Here is a 19,028-nt window from a genome sequence, read left to right on the forward strand (position 1 = left end):
GTCCGAAGCGGCACACTGGCGCCATCTTCACCGCTGCACAAGCCATCATGAACATCGATCATTTGCGCGAATGGCTCGGCAAGACCGAGTCCGGCGGCGATCAGGTTACGGCCACGCCGATCGCCGCCCTGTCCGCCACGCTGAACCGCGAGCACGCCGCGCCACACGCGGGCGACCCCCTGCCGCCGCTCTGGCACTGGCTGTACTTCCTGCCGATCCATCGCCAGGATCAGCTTGGCGCCGACGGCCATCCGCTACGCGGCGGCTTCCTGCCGCCGGTGCCCTTGCCGCGCCGCATGTGGGCCGGCAGCCGGCTGCGCTTCCACCAGCCGCTGCGCAACGGCGAGCGCATCAGCCGGCTGTCGCGCATCGCCGACGTCAGCTACAAGGAAGGCCGCAGCGGGCCGCTGGTGTTCGTGCTGGTGCGGCACGAAATCAGCAACGCGGCCGGCCTCGCGATCAGCGAAGAGCACGACATCGTCTACCGCGACAACCCTCATCCGGACGAGGCGCCGCCAAAAATCAAGGCAGCCCCCGGCGACGCCGCCTGGTCGCGCAAAATCGAACCGGACGACGTCTTGCTGTTCCGCTATTCGGCGCTGACCTTCAACGGCCACCGGATCCACTACGACCGGCGCTACGTGACCGAGGTCGAAGGATACCCGGGACTGGTGGTGCACGGACCGCTGATCGCCACGCTGCTGATGGATTTGCTGTGGCGCAACCTGCCGGCGGCGACGGTCGCCTCTTTCCAGTTCCGCGCCGTCAAACCCTTGTTCGACACCGCGCCATTTTTTGTCTGCGGCAAGCCGGAGCCGGACGGCAAGACCATCCGCCTGTGGGCCATGGACGCGCACGGTGCGCTGACGATGGACGCCATCGCCATCCTGGCCTGAGCGCGCCGTCACCGCTTCTTCCATTACTGAAATTATTCTTATGCAACACATCCCTGATCGGCACCAGGACATCCGCGACGCGGTACGCGCGCTGTGCGCCGAATTTGCGGCCGAGTATTTCCGCAAGATCGAAGAGCAGCGCGGCTACCCCGAGGAATTCGTCAAGGCTTTGACGGCCGCCGGCTGGCTGGCGGCGCTGATCCCGCAGGAATATGGCGGCTCCGGCCTGGGCCTGACCGAAGCCTCGGTCATCATGGAAGAGATCAACCGCAGCGGCGGCAACTCGGGCGCCTGCCACGGCCAGATGTACAACATGGGCACCCTGCTGCGGCACGGCTCGGAAGCGCAAAAGCAACTGTACTTGCCGAAGATCGCCAGCGGCGAACTGCGCCTGCAGTCGATGGCGGTGACCGAACCGAGCACCGGCACCGACACCACCAGGATCAAGACCGTCGCCGTCAGGAAAGGCGACCGCTACGTGGTCAACGGCCAGAAAGTCTGGATCTCGCGCGTGCAGCACTCCGACCTGATGATCCTGCTGGCGCGCACCACGCCGCTGGCCGAAGTCACCAAAAAATCCGAGGGCATGTCGATCTTCTTGGTCGACCTGCGCGACGCCATCGGCCACGGCCTGACGGTACGGCCGATCCCCAACATGGTCAACCATGAAACCAACGAACTGTTTTTCGAAAACCTGGAAATTCCGGCGGAAAACCTGATCGGCGAAGAAGGCAAGGGCTTCAAGTACATACTCGACGGCCTGAACGCCGAGCGCACGCTGATCGCCGCCGAATGCATCGGCGACGGCTACTGGTTCATCGACAAGGTGACCAAATACGTCAATGAACGGATCGTGTTCGGCCGGGCTATCGGCCAGAATCAGGGCGTGCAGTTCCCGATCGCCAAGGCCTATGTCAACCTGGAAGCGGCCAACCTGATGCGCTTCAAGGCCTGCGAATTGTTCGACGCGCACCAGCCCTGCGGCGCCCAGGCCAACATGGCGAAGATGCTGGCGGCCGACGCCTCGTGGGAGGCGGCAAATGCCTGCCTGCAGTTCCACGGCGGCTTCGGCTTCGCCAACGAATACGACGTCGAGCGCAAGTTCCGCGAAACGCGCCTGTACCAGGTGGCACCGATCTCGACCAATTTGATCCTGTCGTACGTCTCCGAGCACGTGCTCGGGATGCCGCGCTCGTTCTGATGGAGACCCCGATGCGTCCATTGGAAGGAATTACCGTCGTCACCCTGGAGCACGCGATCGCCGCGCCGTTCTGCACGCGCCAGCTGGCCGATCTCGGCGCGCGCGTGATCAAGGTCGAGCGTCCCGGCGTCGGCGATTTTGCGCGCGCCTACGACGAGCGCGTCAATGGCCTGGCCTCGCACTTCGTCTGGACCAACCGCTCCAAGGAAAGCCTGACGCTGGACGTCAAGCATGCGGAGGCGGAAACCATCCTGCACAAGCTGCTGGCCGATGCCGACGTGCTGGTGCAGAACCTGGCGCCGGGCGCCGCCGCACGCCTGGGCCTGCCCTACGAGACGCTCAAGGAGCGCTATCCGCGCCTGATCGTCTGCAATATCTCCGGCTACGGCCCCGACGGTCCCTACCGCGACAAGAAAGCCTACGACCTGCTGATCCAGAGCGAAGCGGGCTTCCTGTCGGTCACCGGCACGCCCGACGAACCGGCCAAGGCCGGCTGTTCGATCGCCGACATCGCCGCCGGCATGTACGCCTATACCAACATCCTGGCGGCCCTGATCCAGCGCAGCAAGAGCGGCCGGGGCTGCGACATCGACGTCTCGATGCTGGAGGCGATGGTCGAATGGATGGGCTATCCGCTGTACTACGCCTATGACGGCGCGCCGCCGCCGCCGCGAGCCGGCGCCGCCCACTCGACGATCTATCCCTACGGACCGTTTCCCACCGGCGACGGCAAGACCATGATGCTGGGTCTGCAGAACGAGCGCGAATGGCAGGCGTTCTGCGAGCAGGTATTGCAGCAGCCGGGGCTGGCCACCGAACCGCGCTTCGCCTCGAATGCGCGCCGCAGCGAAGCGCGCGCGGATCTGCGCGCCCTCATCGTCGAGGTATTTTCCGCCCTGTCCGCCGAGGAGATCACGCAGCGGCTGGACCGGGCGCAGATCGCCAACGCGCGCATGAACGACATGCAGGAACTCTGGCAGCACGCGCAGCTGCGGGCGCGCCAGCGGTGGGTGGAGGTCGCGACCCCGGCCGGCCCGGTGCCGGCGCTGCTGCCGCCAGGTTCGCCTTCGGCCTACGCGCCGCGCATGGATGCGGTGCCAGCCCTCGGCGAACACACCGACCAGATCCTCGCCGGACTCGGCTACGCCGCCGCCGACATCGCCGCGCTGCGCGCCCGGCACGCCATCTGATTTTCGATCCAGGACACGACGATGCCCACTCCTCCCAGTCAAACCCTCGCTACCTTCGCCGCCGAACTGCAGTTCGACGACATTCCCGATACCGTAGTCCGCCGCACCGAAGACCTGCTCCTCGACTGGTTCGGCTCCGCCCTGGCCGGCAAGCGCGCGCGCCCGGTCGAAACCATCGAATGGTTCGCACGCCAGATGGGACCGGCCGACGGCGCCGCCGAAGTCTTGATTTCGCGTCGCCATACCTCGGTGCTGTTCGCGGCGATGGTCAACGCGGCGGCCTCGCATTTCGCCGAGCAGGACGACGTCCATAACGGCTCGGTATTCCATCCCGCCGCCGTGGTATTCCCGGTAGCACTGGCGGTGGCGCAGTCGCTCGGCAGCAGCGGCCGCGAACTGCTGACGGCCGCGGTGGCCGGCTATGAAGTCGGCATCCGCGTCGGCGAATTCCTCGGCCGCTCGCACTACAAGGTGTTCCACACCACCGGCACCGCCGGCACGCTGGCCGCCGCGGCGGCGGTCGGGCGCCTGCTGCAACTGACGCCGGCGCAGATGCTGGACGCTTTCGGCTCCGCCGGCACCCAGGCCGCCGGCCTGTGGGAATTCCTGCGCGACGCCGCCGACTCGAAACAGCTGCACACCGCCAAGGCGGCGGCCAACGGCGTGACCGCCGCCTATCTGGCGAGCCAGGGCTTTACCGGCGCCACGCAGATCCTGGAAGGCGCCCAGGGCATGGGCGCTGGCATGTCGTCGGATGCCGATCCGGCGCGGCTGACCGACCGCCTGGGGCGGCGCTGGGCATTGGCCGAGACTTCGTTCAAACTCCATTCGTCCTGCCGCCATACGCATCCGGCCGCCGATGCGCTACAGCAGGTAATCGCCGCCCACAAGCTGACGCCTGAACAGATCGTGCGCGTCACCGCGCAGGTGCATCAGGGCGCGATCGACGTGCTGGGGCCGGTGGTCGATCCGAAAACCGTGCACCAGGCCAAGTTCTCGATGGGCACCGTGCTCGGCCTGATTGCCGAATTCGGCCGCGCCGGCCTGACCGAATTCGAGCAATATTTCAACGATCCGCGCATCGCCCGATTTCGCGACAAGGTACGGATGCAACTCGATACGGAAGTGGATCAAGCCTATCCGCGGCGCTGGATTGGCAAGGTCGAGGTGAAAACTGCCGACGGCCGCCTGCTGCATGGCCGCGTCGACGAGCCGAAAGGCGATCCGGGCAATACCCTGACGCGCGCCGAACTGGAGCAGAAGGCCTTGCGGCTGGCGGCCTTTGGCGGCGGCGCCAGCGAAGCCGAAATGCGCACGGTATTCCAGCAGATCTGGAATCTTGCCGGCGCCGAAAAAATCGCAGCCCTGCTCGCTTAGACTCTGGAAAGACCGTGATGGATAGCGCCCTGCCCCGTTCCTACCTGTTCGTTCCCGGCGATCGCCCGGAACGCTTCGATAAAGCCTGCGCCGCCGGCGCCGATGCGGTGATCGTCGACCTCGAAGACGCCGTTGCTCCGGAGCGGAAAGCGGCGGCCCAGGCCGCGGTAGCCGCCTGGCTGTCGCCGGCAAAACCGGTTCTGCTGCGCCTCAACAGCGCCGACAGCGAATGGTTCGCGGCTGACCTCGAGCTCTGCAAGCATCCCGGCGTGGCAGGTGCCGTGCTGCCGAAGGCGGAGCAAGTCGCCGCCCTGGAGCGGCTGGCGACGCTGCGCGACGACCTGGCCATGCTGCCCCTAATCGAAACCGCGCAAGGCTTTGCGAACGCGCTGCAACTGGCCCAATTCCCGCGCGTGCAACGGCTGCTGTTCGGCAGCATCGATTTCCAGCTCGACCTCGGCATCGAAGGCGACGACGACGCCCTGCTCTACTTCCGCTCGCAACTGGTGCTGGTGTCGCGGCTCGCGCGCATCGGGGCGCCGGTGGATGGCGTCACCACCGCGCTCGACCATCCGCAACAGTTGCAGGCCGACACCGCGCGCGCGCGCCGCCTCGGTTTCGGCGGCAAGCTGTGCATCCATCCGGCGCAGGTCGCCGCCGTCAACCGGCACTTCAGCCCGGGCGAGGCCGAAGTCGCATGGGCGCGGCGCGTGCTGGGCGCGGCCGAAGCGGCCCAGGGTGCGGCGGTGGCGCTCGACGGCAAGATGATCGATCGTCCGGTGATTCTGCGGGCGCAGCGGATCATGGCACGCGCACCCACTGCCAATCTCGAAAAGGGAAATTGAAACCGGCTTCGCACCGGCATGCCGGCGGCGGTCATTCGGCTGGAAAACAGTGATTTTGTCAGGCTCGGTGGCGGGCGCAGCAGACGCCGCCACGGAGTTCTACAGGGTTGCCACCAGCGCCGACTGCCGGTAGTGGGCAGCAGCCTGCTCCGGCTGCGACAGCGCCTCATGCAACTGCGCCAGGCGCAGATGCGCCTCGCGCACCGTGGCGGAGTCGACGGCATCCGACAGCGCCTGTTCCAGGTGGCGCTGCGCCTTGCCCCACAGCTTCTGGCGCAGGCACAGGAAGCCGAGCGTGAGTTCGAGTTCGGCCTCGTTCGGGTGCTTGCCGATCCACTGCTCGCAGCGCTCGATCTGGGCCAGCAGGCCAGGCGATCCTTCAGCGGTCGCGCATTCGCGATAGGCGCGCACCAGCCGCTCGTCCCACTGCACCGCCAGCGCCTTTTCCACCAGCACACGCGCCTCGTCGTGCAGGCCGCGCTGGTTGAATGCGCGCGCCGCGCAATTGGCGATGAACGGCTTGACCCGGTCCGACGCGGGAATTTCAGCCCACAGCCGGCGCAGCGATTCGGCATCGTGCGCCCCGCTGCCGAGCAAATCGTCATAGGCCAGTTCGAGCAGCCGGCCGGAGAGCGCCGGATGCAGCGCATCGTGCTTGTCCAGCGAGCGTACCAGGCGCACTACTTCCGGCCAGTTCTTGCTTTGCTGGTTAGCTTTCAATGCCAGCCGCAGCGCATGGATATGGCGGGTGCCGCCGGCGCTCAATTCATTGAATGCTTCCAGCGCCGCTTCCGGCTGGTGGGCATCGACCAGCAACTCCAGGCGGGTCATGGCGCGCGCCATCTTCAGCGGACTGGTGTCATCAATGGTAGCCAACCAGGTATCGCGCCGTTCCGGCTGGCGCAGGCGATGGGCGGCACGCGCGGCGATCAGGGATGCCAGGCCGGAATTGAGCGTCGAAGCGGTGGCGCGTGTCGCGGCCTTTTCGGCATGGCCGAAGCGGCCTTCGAACAGCGCTTTCAAGGCATCGCGCAGCGACTTGTTGCTTTCGCGGTCGCGCTTTTCGCGGCGGTACGCGATCACACGGCCGGGCATGAGTTGCACGCGACGCAAGGTGCGCAACGTGACATACAGCAAGACGAACAGCGCGGCTTGCGCCAGCAGGAAAAAATTCAGCGACAGATCGATCCGGTACGGCGGATAGAAAAAGACCACATTGCCGACATTGAAGCGGGCCGCCACCGCCAGCCCGATGGCGCTGGCGAAGAGGAGTAGGAACCATAGGAACAGGCGCATGTTACGGCTTCGCCTTGTAGTTGCGCACCGCATTGATGCTGTCCGCCAGGGTCGGCATTTGGATCGAGAGCTTGCTGTTTTGCACCTGTTTCAAGAGCGCCTGCATGGTCTGCGTCTGCTTGGCGCGGGTGTCGAAGTATTTGGCGATGGTGTCCTGGGCCGCGATCATGTCGCTGCGGAATGCCGATTCGTTGCGCGACAACAGCGCCAGGCGCGCATTCAGCAGCCGTAGCTTGAGATTCTCGCGGGCGTAGTAGGCCTGGGTCGGCGACAGCAGCAGCGCGTCCGGATGAGCGACATCGCGAATCCGGATCAACTGCTTCAGTTCATCCCACATTTCGCTGGAAAAACTTTGCCATTTGGCATCGACCACCGCCAGCCAGTCGGTCGCTGGGGCGCCGTTGCCGGCCACCGCCGCTTTTGCGGCGTCCGGCTTCTTCTGGTTGCTGCGCAGGGGGCGCTTGGGCGGCGTCGGTTCCACCACCGCCTTTTCATCGGCCAGCAGCGGCAGCGTATCGATCTGGGCGATCGCGCTGTCCAGCCGCAATGCGATGCCGGTGGTATCCAGGCTTGGCAGCCCTTTCAGCATCTCGCTATCCCGCGCGATGGCGCGCCGGATCGCGATGAATTGCGGCTTGTCCGAGCGCGACAGGTTGCGGTCGGCGTTTTGCAGCGCGATCAGTGCCCCTTCCACGTTGCCCGCCAACTGCAATTGCTGGCTGGCGGTCGACAACACTTGCTCGATCTCGGCCAGCGTCCAGTCGTCACGGTTCTTCGACAGATCCTGGTATAGCTGTTCGAGCGCCAGTTGCTGGCTCTGCGCCTCGGTTTGCTTGCTCTCCAGCACATTGACCTTGGCGCGCAACTCCTTTTCATCTTCCTGTACCGCTTTGACGATGGCGCGGATTTCATTGTTGAGCGTCTCGCCGGTGCGCAGGCGCAGCGCGACGTCACCGCGCAGGTCATGGAGCTGGGTGCGGAAAGACCACCACTGCCAGGCGCCAAGTCCGGCCACTATCAGCAACAGCAGATACAGCAAGCTGATCTGGCGGTTACGGCGCGCGGCGGCGGGTGCTTGGAAAGTCGGCGGAACGGATTCTCCGAAGCCTTCGGCTGAGTCCGGCTGGGAGCCGGCGGGCAGGCTGGTATCGGGGGAAGATTGCGGTTCGGTCATGGATCAAATTGTAACGCGCCCACCAGCGATTCGTCGCCTGAGGCAGTCAGTGTCAGATTGCCAAAAGCAAGGCTGCGCGCGGTTTCAGCGATGCGCGCGTGGGGAACGATCAGCCTTTGCTGTTGCATTTTCGCTACACCGGCCGCGCCCGCCACCTGCTCGACCAGTTGCAGCAGGATGCGCAAGGCCTCGGAACTGGTGATGATCCATTCGCCGCCCGCCTCCAGCAATTGCCGCAATTGCTCGGCGCCGGCCTGATCCAGCACCGGCGCCATCCGCCGATAGGCAGCCACCTGGACCACCTCGACCCCGGCCGCGCGCAAGGCGTCGGATAGCAGTTCGCGCCCGCTTTCGCCGCGCACGATCAGCGCTTTCCTGCCGCACAGGGCGGGCAGGTCCAATGCCTCGAGCAGGCTTTCGGAATCCTCGCGCAGCCGATCGCGCGGCTGCACGATGGTGCTATTGGCCGGCGTGATCCCGTGCCGTTGCAGCGCGCGCCGGCTGCCCTCGCCGACCACCCCGATCCGCATGCCGGGCGGCCAGCGATCAAGGACCGCCAACGCGGCATCGATCGCATTCGGGCTGACGAATACCACCAAGGCATAGGAATCGAGCTCGCGCAACGCCGCGCGCAGTGGCGCCGGGTCCGGCAGCGGCAGAATTTCCAGCAGCGGGAACACGATTGCGCGCCGCCCGAGGTCAGTCACGCGCTGCGCCAATGCCCCCGCTTGCGCACGCGGCCGCGTGATGACGACCGGCGGCAACGGGCGGCTCACCAGCAACGCCTCAGGTGTCGGCGGTGCAAGCCGCCAGGATCGCCGCCGCATCCTGTTCCTGCAACCGCTGCGCCACTTGCCGGCCCAGTGCTTCCGGCGCGTCGGCCGGGCCGCTGAGGTCGGCGCTGGCGATGCGCCGCCCGTCCGGGGTGGCAACCATCGCACGCAGGCGCATGACGGCGCCCTCCACGGTAGCGAAAGCCGCCAGCGGGATCTGGCAACTGCCGCCGAATATTTTCGACACGCTGCGTTCGGCCGCTACCGCTTGCGCGGTCGCCGCATGCTCGAGCGGCGCCAGCATCTGCAGCAGATCGTCGCGCCCGCCGGCAATTTCAATTGCCATCGCACCCTGCCCCGGTGCCGGCAAGCTCTGCTCCGGTTCGATCAAGGCGCGGATGCGCTGCGGCAAGCCGAGCCGCTTCAATCCGGCCGCCGCCAGGATGATCGCCGCATACTCGCCGCGGTCGAGCTTGGCCAGCCGGGTGTCGAGGTTGCCGCGCAAAGGACGGATCACCAGGCGCGGATAGCGCGCCGCGATCAGCGCCTGGCGGCGCAGGCTGCTGGTGCCGACCACGGCGCCGTCCGGCAAGGTCTCGAGTGCCGCATGGTGATTCGAAACGAAGGCATCGCGCGGGTCTTCGCGCTCCAGCACGGCCGCCAACTGGAACTCGGGCGGCAGCTCCATCGGCACGTCCTTCAGCGAATGCACTGCCAGATCGGCGCGCCCCTCGGCCATCGCCACTTCCAGTTCCTTGACGAACAGGCCCTTGCCGCCGACCTTGGACAGCGTGCGATCGAGAATCTGGTCGCCGCGCGTGGTCATGCCCAGAATTTCGATGCTGCAGTGCGGATATAATGCCGCCAGACGTGTGCGCACGTGCTGCGCTTGCCACATGGCGAGCCGGCTTTCGCGCGATGCAATCACCAGCTTCGAAGGGTAGGGTTTTTTCAAGACAGGCTCTTTCTATGTTCGGCAGGGCCGCCATCGCAGTACAGTCGAATCCGCGCAGCAACGCTGGCTGGCCAGATGAGATGAAATGCATGGCCGGCACTTTCAATCGCAAAGTTTATCATGCGTGGTTTTACAAAGCCCCATCACCCTCTGGCGCCAACGCGCCGCCACTGCTTTTTCCAACACTGACCAAAACCGCTCATCATGGCAAAAAACCCCAGTGCCCCGCCTCGCAATGCCAAAGCCAAAGTTTCCGATAAAGACGCTCCGCTGAAAGAAGACATCCGCCTGCTCGGCCGCCTGCTGGGCGAAGTGCTGCGCGACCAGGAAGGCGACACGGTGTACGACGTGGTGGAGACCATTCGCCAGACCGCGGTGCGCTTCCGGCGCGAATCCGATCCGCAAGCCGGCGCCGATCTCGACAAGCTGTTGAAGAAACTGACGCGCGACCAGACCATTTCGGTGGTGCGCGCCTTTTCCTATTTTTCCCATCTGGCGAATATCGCGGAAGACCAGCACCACAACCGTCGCCGCCGCGCGCATGCGCTGGCCGGCTCGGCGCCGCAGCAAGGCAGCGTCGCCTTTGCACTATCCAAGCTGGACGCCGCTGGCGTCTCCGGCGCCACCGTGCGCGGCTTCTTGCAGGAGGCGCTGATTTCACCGGTGCTGACCGCGCATCCAACCGAAGTCCAGCGCAAGAGCATCCTCGACGCCGAACACGATATCGCGCGCCTGCTGGCCGAGCGCGATCGCACGCTGACGCCGAAGGAGCAGACGCAAAATACCGAGATGCTGCGCGCGAAAATTACGACGCTGTGGCAAACGCGCATGCTGCGCTATTCCAAGCTGACGGTAGCCGACGAGATCGAGAACGCGCTGTCCTACTACCGCATCACCTTCCTGCGCGAACTGCCGGCGCTGTATGACGATATCGAAGGCGAAATTGCCGCCCAGTTCCCCGCGCGCACCCAAGCGCGCGCCAACCAGCGCCACCATGCGCAGACACCGCCGTTCGTGCAGATGGGTAGCTGGATCGGCGGCGACCGCGACGGCAATCCGAATGTGACCGCCGGCACCATGGCCCATGCGCTGGTGCGACACACCACCACGATTTTCGATTTCTACCTGGATGAAGTGCATGCGCTCGGCGCCGAACTGTCGAGTTCGACGCTGATGGTGCCAGTGACGCCCGAATTGCAGGCATTGGCCGAGCGCTCGCCGGACGCCTCCACGCACCGCATCGATGAGCCGTACCGGCGCACACTGATCGGCTGCTATGCGCGCCTGGCCGCCACTGCGCGCCAGTTGGGCGCCAGCAATATCCTGCGCCAGGAAGTCGGTCCCGCCACGCCTTACCGGAATGCGCAGGAATTCACCGGCGAGCTGCAGGTGATCGAGGATTCGCTGATGGCGCATCATGGCGCCGCCCTGGTCAAGCCGCGCCTGACGGCCTTGAAGCGCGCCTCGGGCATCTTCGGCTTTCACCTGGCCGCGCTGGACATGCGCCAGAGTTCCGACGTGCATGAGCGTGTGCTGGCCGAATTGTTCGCGCAAAGCGGCGTCGAGGCGCACTACGCAACACTCGCGGAAGCCGACAAGATCGCCCTGCTGCTGGCGGAGCTGGCCAGCCCGCGCCTGCTGCGCTCGCCATTCATCGCCTATTCAGACGAAACCAGTTCGGAACTGACTATCCTGTGCACCGCGCGCGACATCCGCCAGCGCTATGGCGCACGCGCGATCCGCAACTACATCATCTCGCACACCGAAACCGTATCCGATCTGCTGGAAGTGATGCTGCTGCAAAAGGAAAGCGGCCTGTTGTGTCCCGCCGCCAATCCGCTCGCCTCCGATGCCGCGCACAACGAACCACCGCTGATGGTGATCCCGCTGTTCGAGACCATTCCGGACTTGCGCTGCGCTGCCGAGATCATGCAGCAGTGGATGGCTTTGCCGCCGGTGCGGGCCCAGATCGAGCGCCAGGGCCGGTTGCAGGAAGTGATGCTGGGCTATTCCGATTCCAACAAGGATGGCGGATTTTTGACTTCGAACTGGGAACTGTACAAGACAGAAATCCACCTGGTGCAGATATTCGAGCGCGCCGGCGTCAAGCTGCGCCTGTTCCATGGCCGCGGCGGTACCGTCGGCCGTGGCGGCGGTCCCAGCTACGAAGCGATCCTGGCGCAGCCGGCCGGCACCGTCAACGGCCAGATCCGCCTGACCGAGCAGGGCGAAATCATCGCCTCCAAGTTTTCCAACCCGGAGATCGGCCGCCGCAACCTGGAGCTGCTGGTGGCGGCGACGCTGGAAGCCAGCCTGATGCCGCATGCTCTGGCCGGCAGACAGGCCAGGAAACGCGCCGAATTCGAGACCACCATGGCGGAACTATCGGAGCGCGGTTACCGCGCCTACCGCGACCTGGTGTACGGCACCCCCGGCTTCACCGATTACTTCTTCGCCGCCACCCCGATCGCCGAAATCGCCGAGATGAACATCGGCTCGCGCCCGGCGTCGCGCAAGTCGACGCGCAAGATCGAAGACCTGCGCGCGATTCCCTGGGGCTTTTCCTGGGGCCAGTGCCGGCTGCTGCTGCCGGGCTGGTACGGTTTCGGCAGCGCGATTGCGTCATGGCTGGAGGAAGGCGCCGATGCCAAGGCTCACGCCAAAAAGATTGCCACACTGCGCGCGATGTTCCGCGAATGGCCGTTCTTCGCCACGCTGCTGTCCAACATGGACATGGTGCTATCCAAGACCGACCTCGCGGTGGCCTCGCGCTACGCCGAGCTGGTTCCCGACAAGAAGCTGCGCAAGAGCATTTTCAAGCGCATCGTCGACGAGCACGAGCGTACGGTGGCCTGCCTGGCAACCATTACCGGGGCCCGCGAACGGCTGGCCGGCAATCCGCTGCTGGCGCGCTCGATCAAGAACCGCTTCGCCTATCTCGATCCGCTGAATCACCTGCAGGTGGAACTGATCAAGCGCCATCGCGCCAGCATGAAATCGGAGCGCGAGATGGACGAACGGGTGCGGCGCGGGATTTTGCTGGCGATCAATGGGATTGCGGCGGGGTTGAGGAATACGGGGTAAGGGCTTTGGTTTGACGAGGAGAGGATGGGCTTCAAACGCGACCTCTTCCCTTGTCGTTCCCGCGGGTTTAGGTGGGAATGCATGCATTCCCCCAAGTGTCGTTTGTAGCCAAGTGATGCGGTCGCTACTGCGTGGTGACTGGCCGGGGGTGGCCCGGCGGCCACTCACTTTTCTTGTCTCGCCAAGAAAAGTAAGCAAAAGAAGGCGACCGCAAGAACGCTGGCCTTCGGCTTCCCGTTTGCGCGGATTGGAAAATGGGAAACGAAACCAACTCGCTGCGCTCAGACATGTTTCGTTTCTGATCCATTTTCCAATCCGCGCAAACGGCAGCGTCCAAGCGGGGGCACGCCAAAGTCAAAAGCAACGGTAATCCGACTGGTTGCGCAGCATATACTCCCAATGCCGGCGCCATATGTCGGACGTAAAATGGACACTTTAGCAATACACTCCCTATTTTATCGCACCAGCGCCCGGATCAGTGGCCACTGGCGGCGCGAGATCGGCAGGCGGTCCTCGACGCCACTCAGCAGCACTTCCCAAGTTTCCTGCGCCTTCTCGGCCTCGCCATCGATCGCGTGCGATCCGCGCGCGACGCCGACGATCGCGCCGCGCGCCACCAGCGCGTTGCGGTGGACGCGGACGAAGCTGGCCGCCAGTTCGTTTTCCAGCGAAACCAGCGACGCCTCGATCAGGTATTCACGCTCCTGGGTGCGCAAGGTCACGTACTTCAGTTCGGCTTTCAGGTACAGCACCTCAGCCACCGGCACCAGCAGGATACGGCCGCGTTCCTGCACCGAGAAATGCTGCCGGGCCGCCGGCACGTCCGGACGCACGTTGCGGCGCCATTCGGCAGCGCGCCGCAACGCTTGGGCCAGGCGCGCCGCCCGCACCGGCTTCAGCAGGTAGTCCAGCGCGTGCACGTCGAAGGCGGGCAGCGCATGCTCCTCGAACGCAGTGACAAAAATGATCGCCGGCGCGCCTGGCAACTCCGACAATTTGCGCGCCAGCGCCAGGCCGTCCATCCCAGGCATTTGCACGTCCAGCAGCACGATGTCCGGTTGCAGCGCGACGATTTGCTCCAGCGCCGCCTGTGCATGCCCGGCCTCGCCCGCCAGCACGTGCGGACATTGCGGCGCGATGTCGGCCAGCAGAATTGCCAGCCTGCGCCGCGCCGGTGCTTCGTCATCGACGATGAAGACGCTCGGGATCATGCGGCGGCCTTGGCGGCGATGCGGGTATACGGAAACCGCAGCCGCACCTCGAAGAAGCCGCGCGCGCTGGTGGTGGTCAGTTGCGCCTCGACGTCATACAAGAGCGCCAGCCGTTCGCGGATGTTGTGCAGCGCCATCTGGTTGCCGCCGGCTGCCGCCTGCGGTTGCAGCGGACTGACGATGACGATCTCGATGCGGTCGATCTGGCGCGTAATCCGCACCTGTATCTGCGCCGGGCCGGAAGCCGGCTCGACGCCATAGTGCACGGCGTTTTCCAGCAGCGGCTGCAGCAGCAAGGGCGGCATCTGCGCCCGCTGCAGCATTTCCTTGCTGACGTTGACCGTTTCCCAGCGCACCTGCAAACGCTCGCCGAGGCGGATTTTTTCGATCGACAGATATTGCCGGCACAACCGGATTTCATCTTCCATCGTCGTCATCTCGCGCGCATCGCGCATCAGCACGCGGAACATGTCGGCCAGATCTTCCAGCGCCTCTTCGGCGCGGCGCGGTTCGCTGCGGATCAGCGACAGCACCGCGTTCAGGCTGTTGAACAGGAAATGCGGCCGGATGCGCGCCTGCAGCGCCTGCAGCCGCGCCTCGACCAGGGCCGGCGAAAAGGCGCGCACGCGCAGCTCGAAATAGTGCTGCAGCACGCCGCCGAACAGCGCCGCCAGCAGCATGCCCTCCAGCGCGCCCAATTGCGCGAAGCTGATGGCGAACCATTCGAACGTGGCCAGCAACTGGATGATCAGGCCGGTGACCGCCGCCGGCACCAGCACGCACAGCAGGCGCTGGCCCCAATCCGGCAGCGTGCGCAGCATCGCGCGCAGGCCGCATAGGACGGTCAGCGACAGCAGGCAGGCCGGTTCGACCAGCATCGACAGTTCGACGAACGCCAGCAGCCCGGCCAGCCAGCCGCCGCCATGCAGCAGCGCCGCCGCCAGCACCGCGAGGTTGACGAACAACAGCGCGCGAAACACGACGCCGATATTGCAGCAGTCGGGAATCACGCTGTCGATCGCCGTACCCGGCGCGCCAGCGGCAACGCGGCTTGAAAAAAACGAAGGCGGCATAGGCGAACAATCAAGGAAAACGCGGGGCGGAAGGCGAGCGGGCGGAAAATTGCATCTCCTAGCATCCCTTATAATCGTGCAATTCACCGGAACCCGAACCTGGCAATCATGACAGCACAACTTTCCCAAAAAAGCGAGGCCTGGTCGGCCCGCTTTTCCGAACCGGTCTCCGATCTGGTCAAACGGTACACCGCCTCGGTCTTTTTTGACAAGCGCCTGGCGCCGTTCGACATTGCCGGCTCGCTGGCGCACGCGGAAATGCTGGCGCACCAAAACATCATCAGCGCCCAGGATTACGCCGACATCCAGCGCGGCATGGCGCAGATCGAAGCGGAGATCGCCGCCGGCCAGTTCGAATGGCTGCTCGACCTGGAAGACGTGCACCTGAACATCGAGAAGCGCCTGACCGAACTGGTCGGCGACGCCGGCAAGCGGCTGCACACCGGCCGCTCGCGCAACGACCAGGTGGCGACCGACATCCGCCTCTGGCTGCGCGCCGCGATCGACGACATCGACGGCCTGCTGCGCGAGCTGCGCCTGGCCCTGCTCGACCTGGCCGAGCAGCACGCGGACACCATCCTGCCCGGTTTCACCCACATGCAGGTGGCGCAGCCGATCACCTTCGGCCATCACATGCTGGCCTATGTCGAAATGTTCGGCCGCGATGCCGAGCGCATGGCCGATTGCCGCCGTCGCGTCAACCGCCTGCCGCTGGGCGCCGCAGCGCTGGCCGGCACCACCTTCCCGATCGACCGCGAGCGGGTCGCCAAGACGCTCGGCTTCGAGGATGTCTGCCGCAATTCGCTCGACGCCGTGTCCGACCGCGACTTCGCCATCGAATTCTGCGCGGCGGCGGCACTGGTCATGACGCATATCTCGCGCATGTCGGAAGAGCTGGTGATCTGGATGAGCCCGCGCGTCGGCTTCATCGATATCGCCGACCGCTTCTGCACCGGCTCGTCGATCATGCCGCAAAAGAAAAACCCGGACGTGCCGGAACTGGCGCGCGGCAAGACCGGCCGCGTCAACGGCCACCTGATCGCGCTCTTGACCCTGATGAAAGGCCAGCCGCTGGCTTACAACAAGGACAACCAGGAAGACAAGGAGCCGCTGTTCGACACCGTCGACACCGTCACCGACACCTTGCGCATCTTCGCCGACATGGCGCGCGGCATCACCGTCAAGCCGGAAGCGATGCGCGCCGCCGCGCTGCAAGGCTACGCTACCGCCACCGACCTTGCCGATTATCTGGTCAAAAAGAATTTGCCGTTCCGCGACGCGCACGAGGCGGTGGCACGCGCGGTGCGCACTTGCGTCGACCGCGGCTGCGACTTGGCCGACCTCGACCTGGAACAGTTGCGCGCCTTTTCGCCGCTGATCGAAGCCGATGTGTTCGCAGTGCTGACGCTGGAAGGTTCTGTCGCGGCGCGCGACCATATCGGCGGCACAGCGCCGGCGCAGGTGCGGGCGGCGATTGCCGGCCTGCGGCAGCAATTGGGTTAAGCGGCGCGGCCGAAGGCAGCGCCGAAATCCGGCGCTGACGTTGCCCCATCCCGCCACCGCGATCAGGGCGGTTTTTTATTGTCGGCGCGCATCATGCCACCTTGCTGTTTCCGCTTGACCTTCCCACAGGGGAAAGGTTTAGACTATGAAAGATATCGCTGGAAAGACGCCGGCGGCACCCGGATAGCCGAATGAAGCGCACGCTCAAGACACTCTTGCTCCTGCTTTTGATCGCAGTGCTCCCCCTGCAGGGAGCGGCGGCGGCGATGCGCCTGTCGTGCGGCCCGGCGCATCACCACTCGGCGCAGGTGGCCTCCGCCGCCAGCGCACATCACCATAGCGCTACAGCGCCTGATTCCGATGCGGACCCCGCCACATTCGCGCCCGCGGCCAATGCCGACCATGCGCCAGCGGCGCAGGACGGCCATGCCCATTCGTACTGCAGCGCGTGCGCAGCCTGCTGCGTCGGCGCCGCAGCACCGCCTTCCGCCCCCATTTCGACCGCATCCCGCGAGGGGCCGGAATTCATTGCCGTCGCGCCCACCCCACTGCTTGCCGGATTCATTCCGGCAAGCCTCGAACGCCCTCCCCGAACCGTTTCCGCTTGATCGACGCCTGATACCGGCGGTGGTGAACGATGCCCGTTCGCCCGGGCCAGCCTGCCGGGCATGCGCGTGCACCGACACGTCCGTTCCAACGATTTCGAGGAAAACATGCAAATTCGATACTGGCTTGCGGCTGCGGCGCTGGCAGGCGTGCCATTCGCCGCCGCTGCCCAGCCGCAACCTCAGGACGCCGATCCGGCCGATGTCCGCGCCCAAGTTGCGCCGCCGTCCTACACCTCCGCCTTCAGTGGCTATCGACCGTTTGCGACTCCGCAGGAAGCGCCGGACCGGCTTTGGCACCGGGCCAACCGCGAGATGCAAGAGCTGGGCGGACACGCCGGCCACATGAAACAGCCTGCGCCCGAGCCTGGCCCGGCGGCGCCCGGCGGCGATGCGCCTCCGGGCCATGCCCATGATCACGCCGGAGGGCAATAACATGCGCCCCCAACCATCAACGCGCCCGCAGCTGGTGTGCCTGGCCTTGGCGGCCCTGTTGCTCGGTGGCTGCGCAACGTTCTCCGCCGACGGCGGCCTCGACGCCGTGTCCGGCATGGCGCAGGAGCGCAGTGGTCAGCCGCTGCTGCGGCAAAAATCGCCGGATGACGCCCGGCTGATCCAGGACAAGGTAGCGCAACTATTGGCGACACCGCTCAGCGCCGATGCCGCGGTCCGGATTGCCTTGCTCAACAACAGGATGCTGCAAGCGTCACTGGCCGAACTGGGCGTGGCCGAAGCCGACCTGGTGCAGGCCGGCCGGCTGCGCAATCCGGGCTTTTCCTTCGCACGCATGCGCGGCGGCGACGAGATCGAAATTGACCGCAGCATCATGTTCGACCTGGTCGGCTTACTGACCTTGCCGATCCGCAGCGGAATCGAGCAAAGGCGTTTCGAGCAGGCCAAGCTGCAAACCGCGGCGCAAGCGGTGCAGCTTGCCGCCGATACCCGGCGCGCCTATTTCAACGCAGTCGCCGCCCGGCAGACCGTTCAATACACGGAACAGGTAGGCAAGGCCGCCGAAGCCGGCGCCGAGCTGGCCGATCGCATGGCCAGGGTCGGCAACTGGAGCAAGCTGGACCAGGCGCGCGAACACCTGTTCTATGCCGACGCCACGGCGCAGAGTGCGCGCGCGCGCCACAACGCCACCGCCGCGCGCGAACGGCTGACGCGGCTCATGGGCCTGTGGGGTGCGCATACCGCGTATCAATTGCCGGAGCGCCTGCCCGACTTGCCGCCAGCGCCCAACCAGGCAAGCGATGTGGAATCGCAGGCGATAGCGCAACGGCTGGACGTGCAAAGCGCCAGGCGCGAGGCCGAGGCGACCGCCAGCGCACTCGGGCTGAGCAAGGCGACCGGATTCGTCAACGTGCTCGACGCCGGTTACGCGAACAAGAGCGTGAGCGGCAAACCGCGCGAGAACGGCTATCAGATAGCGCTCGAACTGCCGGTCTTCGACTGGGGCAGCGCCCGCACCGCCAAGGCAGAAGCACTGTACATGAGCGCCGTCCATCGTACCGCCGACAGCGCGATCCGGGCCCGCTCGGAAGTGCGCGAAGCCTATTCCGCGTATCGCACCAGCTACGACTTGGCGCGCCACTATCGTGATGAAGCGGTGCCCTTGCGCAAGAAGATTTCCGAAGAGGTGCTGCTGCGCTACAACGGCATGCTCGCCAGCGTCTTCGAGCTCCTGACCGATGCGCAAGCCCAGGTCAACAGCGTCAATGCTGCGATCCAAGCGCAACGCGACTTCTGGATAGCGGAGACCGATCTGCAGGCCGCCATCAACGGCAACGGCGGCGCTCTGCGCGCGGCGGCTTCCGGCGATGCCGCTACGCCGGCACACTGAGA

16 protein-coding genes are annotated in these 19,028 nt (G+C 65.5%); 10 read left to right on the forward strand and 6 right to left on the reverse strand.

Features of this window, described 5'->3' with window-relative positions; translation table 11 throughout:
- Positions 1 to 47: 47 nt before the first annotated feature.
- From ACK2VC_RS02455 to ACK2VC_RS02475, 5 genes are read left to right on the forward strand one after another with little or no spacing between them, the layout of a single operon-like run.
- Positions 48 to 896: an HTD2 family dehydratase gene (locus ACK2VC_RS02455; RefSeq protein ID WP_486732003.1), complete on the forward strand. Its 849-nt coding sequence runs from the start codon at positions 48 to 50 to the stop codon at positions 894 to 896.
- Positions 897 to 936: 40 nt separating this feature from the next.
- Positions 937 to 2,097 (forward strand): acyl-CoA dehydrogenase family protein, encoded by a 1,161-nt coding sequence (locus ACK2VC_RS02460; protein WP_486732004.1) that lies wholly within the window; start codon positions 937 to 939, stop codon positions 2,095 to 2,097.
- 11 nt (positions 2,098 to 2,108) lie between these two features.
- Positions 2,109 to 3,287 (forward strand): CaiB/BaiF CoA transferase family protein, encoded by a 1,179-nt coding sequence (locus ACK2VC_RS02465; protein WP_486732005.1) that lies wholly within the window; start codon positions 2,109 to 2,111, stop codon positions 3,285 to 3,287.
- A gap of 21 nt (positions 3,288 to 3,308) precedes the next feature.
- Complete coding sequence (locus tag ACK2VC_RS02470; RefSeq protein WP_486732006.1) at positions 3,309 to 4,664, forward strand: MmgE/PrpD family protein; 1,356 nt, start codon at positions 3,309 to 3,311, stop codon at positions 4,662 to 4,664.
- 17 nt (positions 4,665 to 4,681) lie between these two features.
- The gene (locus ACK2VC_RS02475; protein WP_486732007.1) at positions 4,682 to 5,509 is read left to right on the forward strand and encodes an HpcH/HpaI aldolase/citrate lyase family protein; all 828 of its coding nucleotides are present in this window, start codon (positions 4,682 to 4,684) and stop codon (positions 5,507 to 5,509) included.
- Positions 5,510 to 5,608: 99 nt separating this feature from the next.
- On the opposite strand, the gene ACK2VC_RS02480 is transcribed toward ACK2VC_RS02475, so the two are convergent.
- Genes ACK2VC_RS02480 through hemC form a run of 4 tightly spaced genes read right to left on the reverse strand, consistent with a single transcriptional unit; the run spans position 5,609 to position 9,707 of the window.
- The gene (locus ACK2VC_RS02480) at positions 5,609 to 6,805 is read right to left on the reverse strand and encodes a heme biosynthesis HemY N-terminal domain-containing protein (protein WP_486732008.1); all 1,197 of its coding nucleotides are present in this window, start codon (positions 6,803 to 6,805) and stop codon (positions 5,609 to 5,611) included.
- Position 6,806: 1 nt separating this feature from the next.
- Positions 6,807 to 7,979: a uroporphyrinogen-III C-methyltransferase gene (locus ACK2VC_RS02485; protein ID WP_486732009.1), complete on the reverse strand. Its 1,173-nt coding sequence runs from the start codon at positions 7,977 to 7,979 to the stop codon at positions 6,807 to 6,809.
- On the reverse strand, positions 7,976 to 8,758 hold the full coding sequence (locus ACK2VC_RS02490; RefSeq protein WP_486733312.1) for a uroporphyrinogen-III synthase: 783 nt from the start codon (positions 8,756 to 8,758) through the stop codon (positions 7,976 to 7,978). The genes ACK2VC_RS02485 and ACK2VC_RS02490 overlap by 4 nt, the downstream gene beginning before the upstream one ends.
- Positions 8,759 to 8,765: 7 nt before the next feature.
- Complete coding sequence (gene hemC / locus ACK2VC_RS02495) at positions 8,766 to 9,707, reverse strand: hydroxymethylbilane synthase (RefSeq protein WP_486732010.1); 942 nt, start codon at positions 9,705 to 9,707, stop codon at positions 8,766 to 8,768.
- Between the two features lie 204 nt (positions 9,708 to 9,911).
- Here hemC and ppc point away from each other — a divergent pair, with 204 nt between their 5' ends.
- Positions 9,912 to 12,791, forward strand: a complete 2,880-nt coding sequence (gene ppc / locus ACK2VC_RS02500; RefSeq protein ID WP_486732011.1) for a phosphoenolpyruvate carboxylase — start codon at positions 9,912 to 9,914, stop codon at positions 12,789 to 12,791.
- 455 nt (positions 12,792 to 13,246) lie between these two features.
- Here ppc and ACK2VC_RS02505 read toward each other — a convergent pair whose 3' ends face one another.
- Entirely contained in the window at positions 13,247 to 14,002 is a 756-nt protein-coding gene (locus ACK2VC_RS02505) for a LytR/AlgR family response regulator transcription factor (protein ID WP_486732012.1), read from the reverse strand.
- Positions 13,999 to 15,075, reverse strand: coding sequence for a sensor histidine kinase (locus ACK2VC_RS02510; RefSeq protein WP_486732013.1), 1,077 nt, complete (start codon positions 15,073 to 15,075; stop codon positions 13,999 to 14,001). Before ACK2VC_RS02510 ends, ACK2VC_RS02505 begins: the two co-directional genes overlap by 4 nt.
- A gap of 108 nt (positions 15,076 to 15,183) precedes the next feature.
- On the opposite strand from ACK2VC_RS02510, the gene argH reads away from it, so the two are divergent.
- From argH to ACK2VC_RS02530, 4 genes are all read left to right on the forward strand, one after another.
- Positions 15,184 to 16,578: an argininosuccinate lyase gene (gene argH, locus ACK2VC_RS02515; RefSeq protein ID WP_486732014.1), complete on the forward strand. Its 1,395-nt coding sequence runs from the start codon at positions 15,184 to 15,186 to the stop codon at positions 16,576 to 16,578.
- 191 nt (positions 16,579 to 16,769) lie between these two features.
- Entirely contained in the window at positions 16,770 to 17,186 is a 417-nt protein-coding gene (locus ACK2VC_RS02520) for a hypothetical protein (protein ID WP_486732015.1), read from the forward strand.
- A 105-nt stretch (positions 17,187 to 17,291) separates the two neighbouring features.
- The gene (locus ACK2VC_RS02525; protein ID WP_486732016.1) at positions 17,292 to 17,618 is read left to right on the forward strand and encodes a hypothetical protein; all 327 of its coding nucleotides are present in this window, start codon (positions 17,292 to 17,294) and stop codon (positions 17,616 to 17,618) included.
- A 1-nt stretch (position 17,619) separates the two neighbouring features.
- The gene (locus ACK2VC_RS02530; protein WP_486732017.1) at positions 17,620 to 19,026 is read left to right on the forward strand and encodes a TolC family protein; all 1,407 of its coding nucleotides are present in this window, start codon (positions 17,620 to 17,622) and stop codon (positions 19,024 to 19,026) included.
- Positions 19,027 to 19,028: the final 2 nt, after the last annotated feature.

It is taken from the genome of Herbaspirillum sp. WTB6 (assembly GCF_057457785.1).

Bases quoted from the DNA above. Each gene is read 5' to 3' on its own strand.
- ACK2VC_RS02480 (WP_486732008.1), bottom strand. From the start codon at position 6,805: ATGCGCCTGTTCCTATGGTTCCTACTCCTCTTCGCCAGCGCCATCGGG.
- ACK2VC_RS02520 (WP_486732015.1), top strand. From the start codon at position 16,770: ATGAAGCGCACGCTCAAGACACTCTTGCTCCTGCTTTTGATCGCAGTG.
- ACK2VC_RS02475 (WP_486732007.1), top strand. From the start codon at position 4,682: ATGGATAGCGCCCTGCCCCGTTCCTACCTGTTCGTTCCCGGCGATCGC.
- ACK2VC_RS02465 (WP_486732005.1), top strand. From the start codon at position 2,109: ATGCGTCCATTGGAAGGAATTACCGTCGTCACCCTGGAGCACGCGATC.
- ACK2VC_RS02510 (WP_486732013.1), bottom strand. From the start codon at position 15,075: ATGCCGCCTTCGTTTTTTTCAAGCCGCGTTGCCGCTGGCGCGCCGGGT.
- ACK2VC_RS02530 (WP_486732017.1), top strand. From the start codon at position 17,620: ATGCGCCCCCAACCATCAACGCGCCCGCAGCTGGTGTGCCTGGCCTTG.
- ACK2VC_RS02455 (WP_486732003.1), top strand. From the start codon at position 48: ATGAACATCGATCATTTGCGCGAATGGCTCGGCAAGACCGAGTCCGGC.
- ACK2VC_RS02485 (WP_486732009.1), bottom strand. From the start codon at position 7,979: ATGACCGAACCGCAATCTTCCCCCGATACCAGCCTGCCCGCCGGCTCC.
- ppc (WP_486732011.1), top strand. From the start codon at position 9,912: ATGGCAAAAAACCCCAGTGCCCCGCCTCGCAATGCCAAAGCCAAAGTT.
- ACK2VC_RS02470 (WP_486732006.1), top strand. From the start codon at position 3,309: ATGCCCACTCCTCCCAGTCAAACCCTCGCTACCTTCGCCGCCGAACTG.
- argH (WP_486732014.1), top strand. From the start codon at position 15,184: ATGACAGCACAACTTTCCCAAAAAAGCGAGGCCTGGTCGGCCCGCTTT.
- ACK2VC_RS02460 (WP_486732004.1), top strand. From the start codon at position 937: ATGCAACACATCCCTGATCGGCACCAGGACATCCGCGACGCGGTACGC.
- ACK2VC_RS02525 (WP_486732016.1), top strand. From the start codon at position 17,292: ATGCAAATTCGATACTGGCTTGCGGCTGCGGCGCTGGCAGGCGTGCCA.
- ACK2VC_RS02505 (WP_486732012.1), bottom strand. From the start codon at position 14,002: ATGATCCCGAGCGTCTTCATCGTCGATGACGAAGCACCGGCGCGGCGC.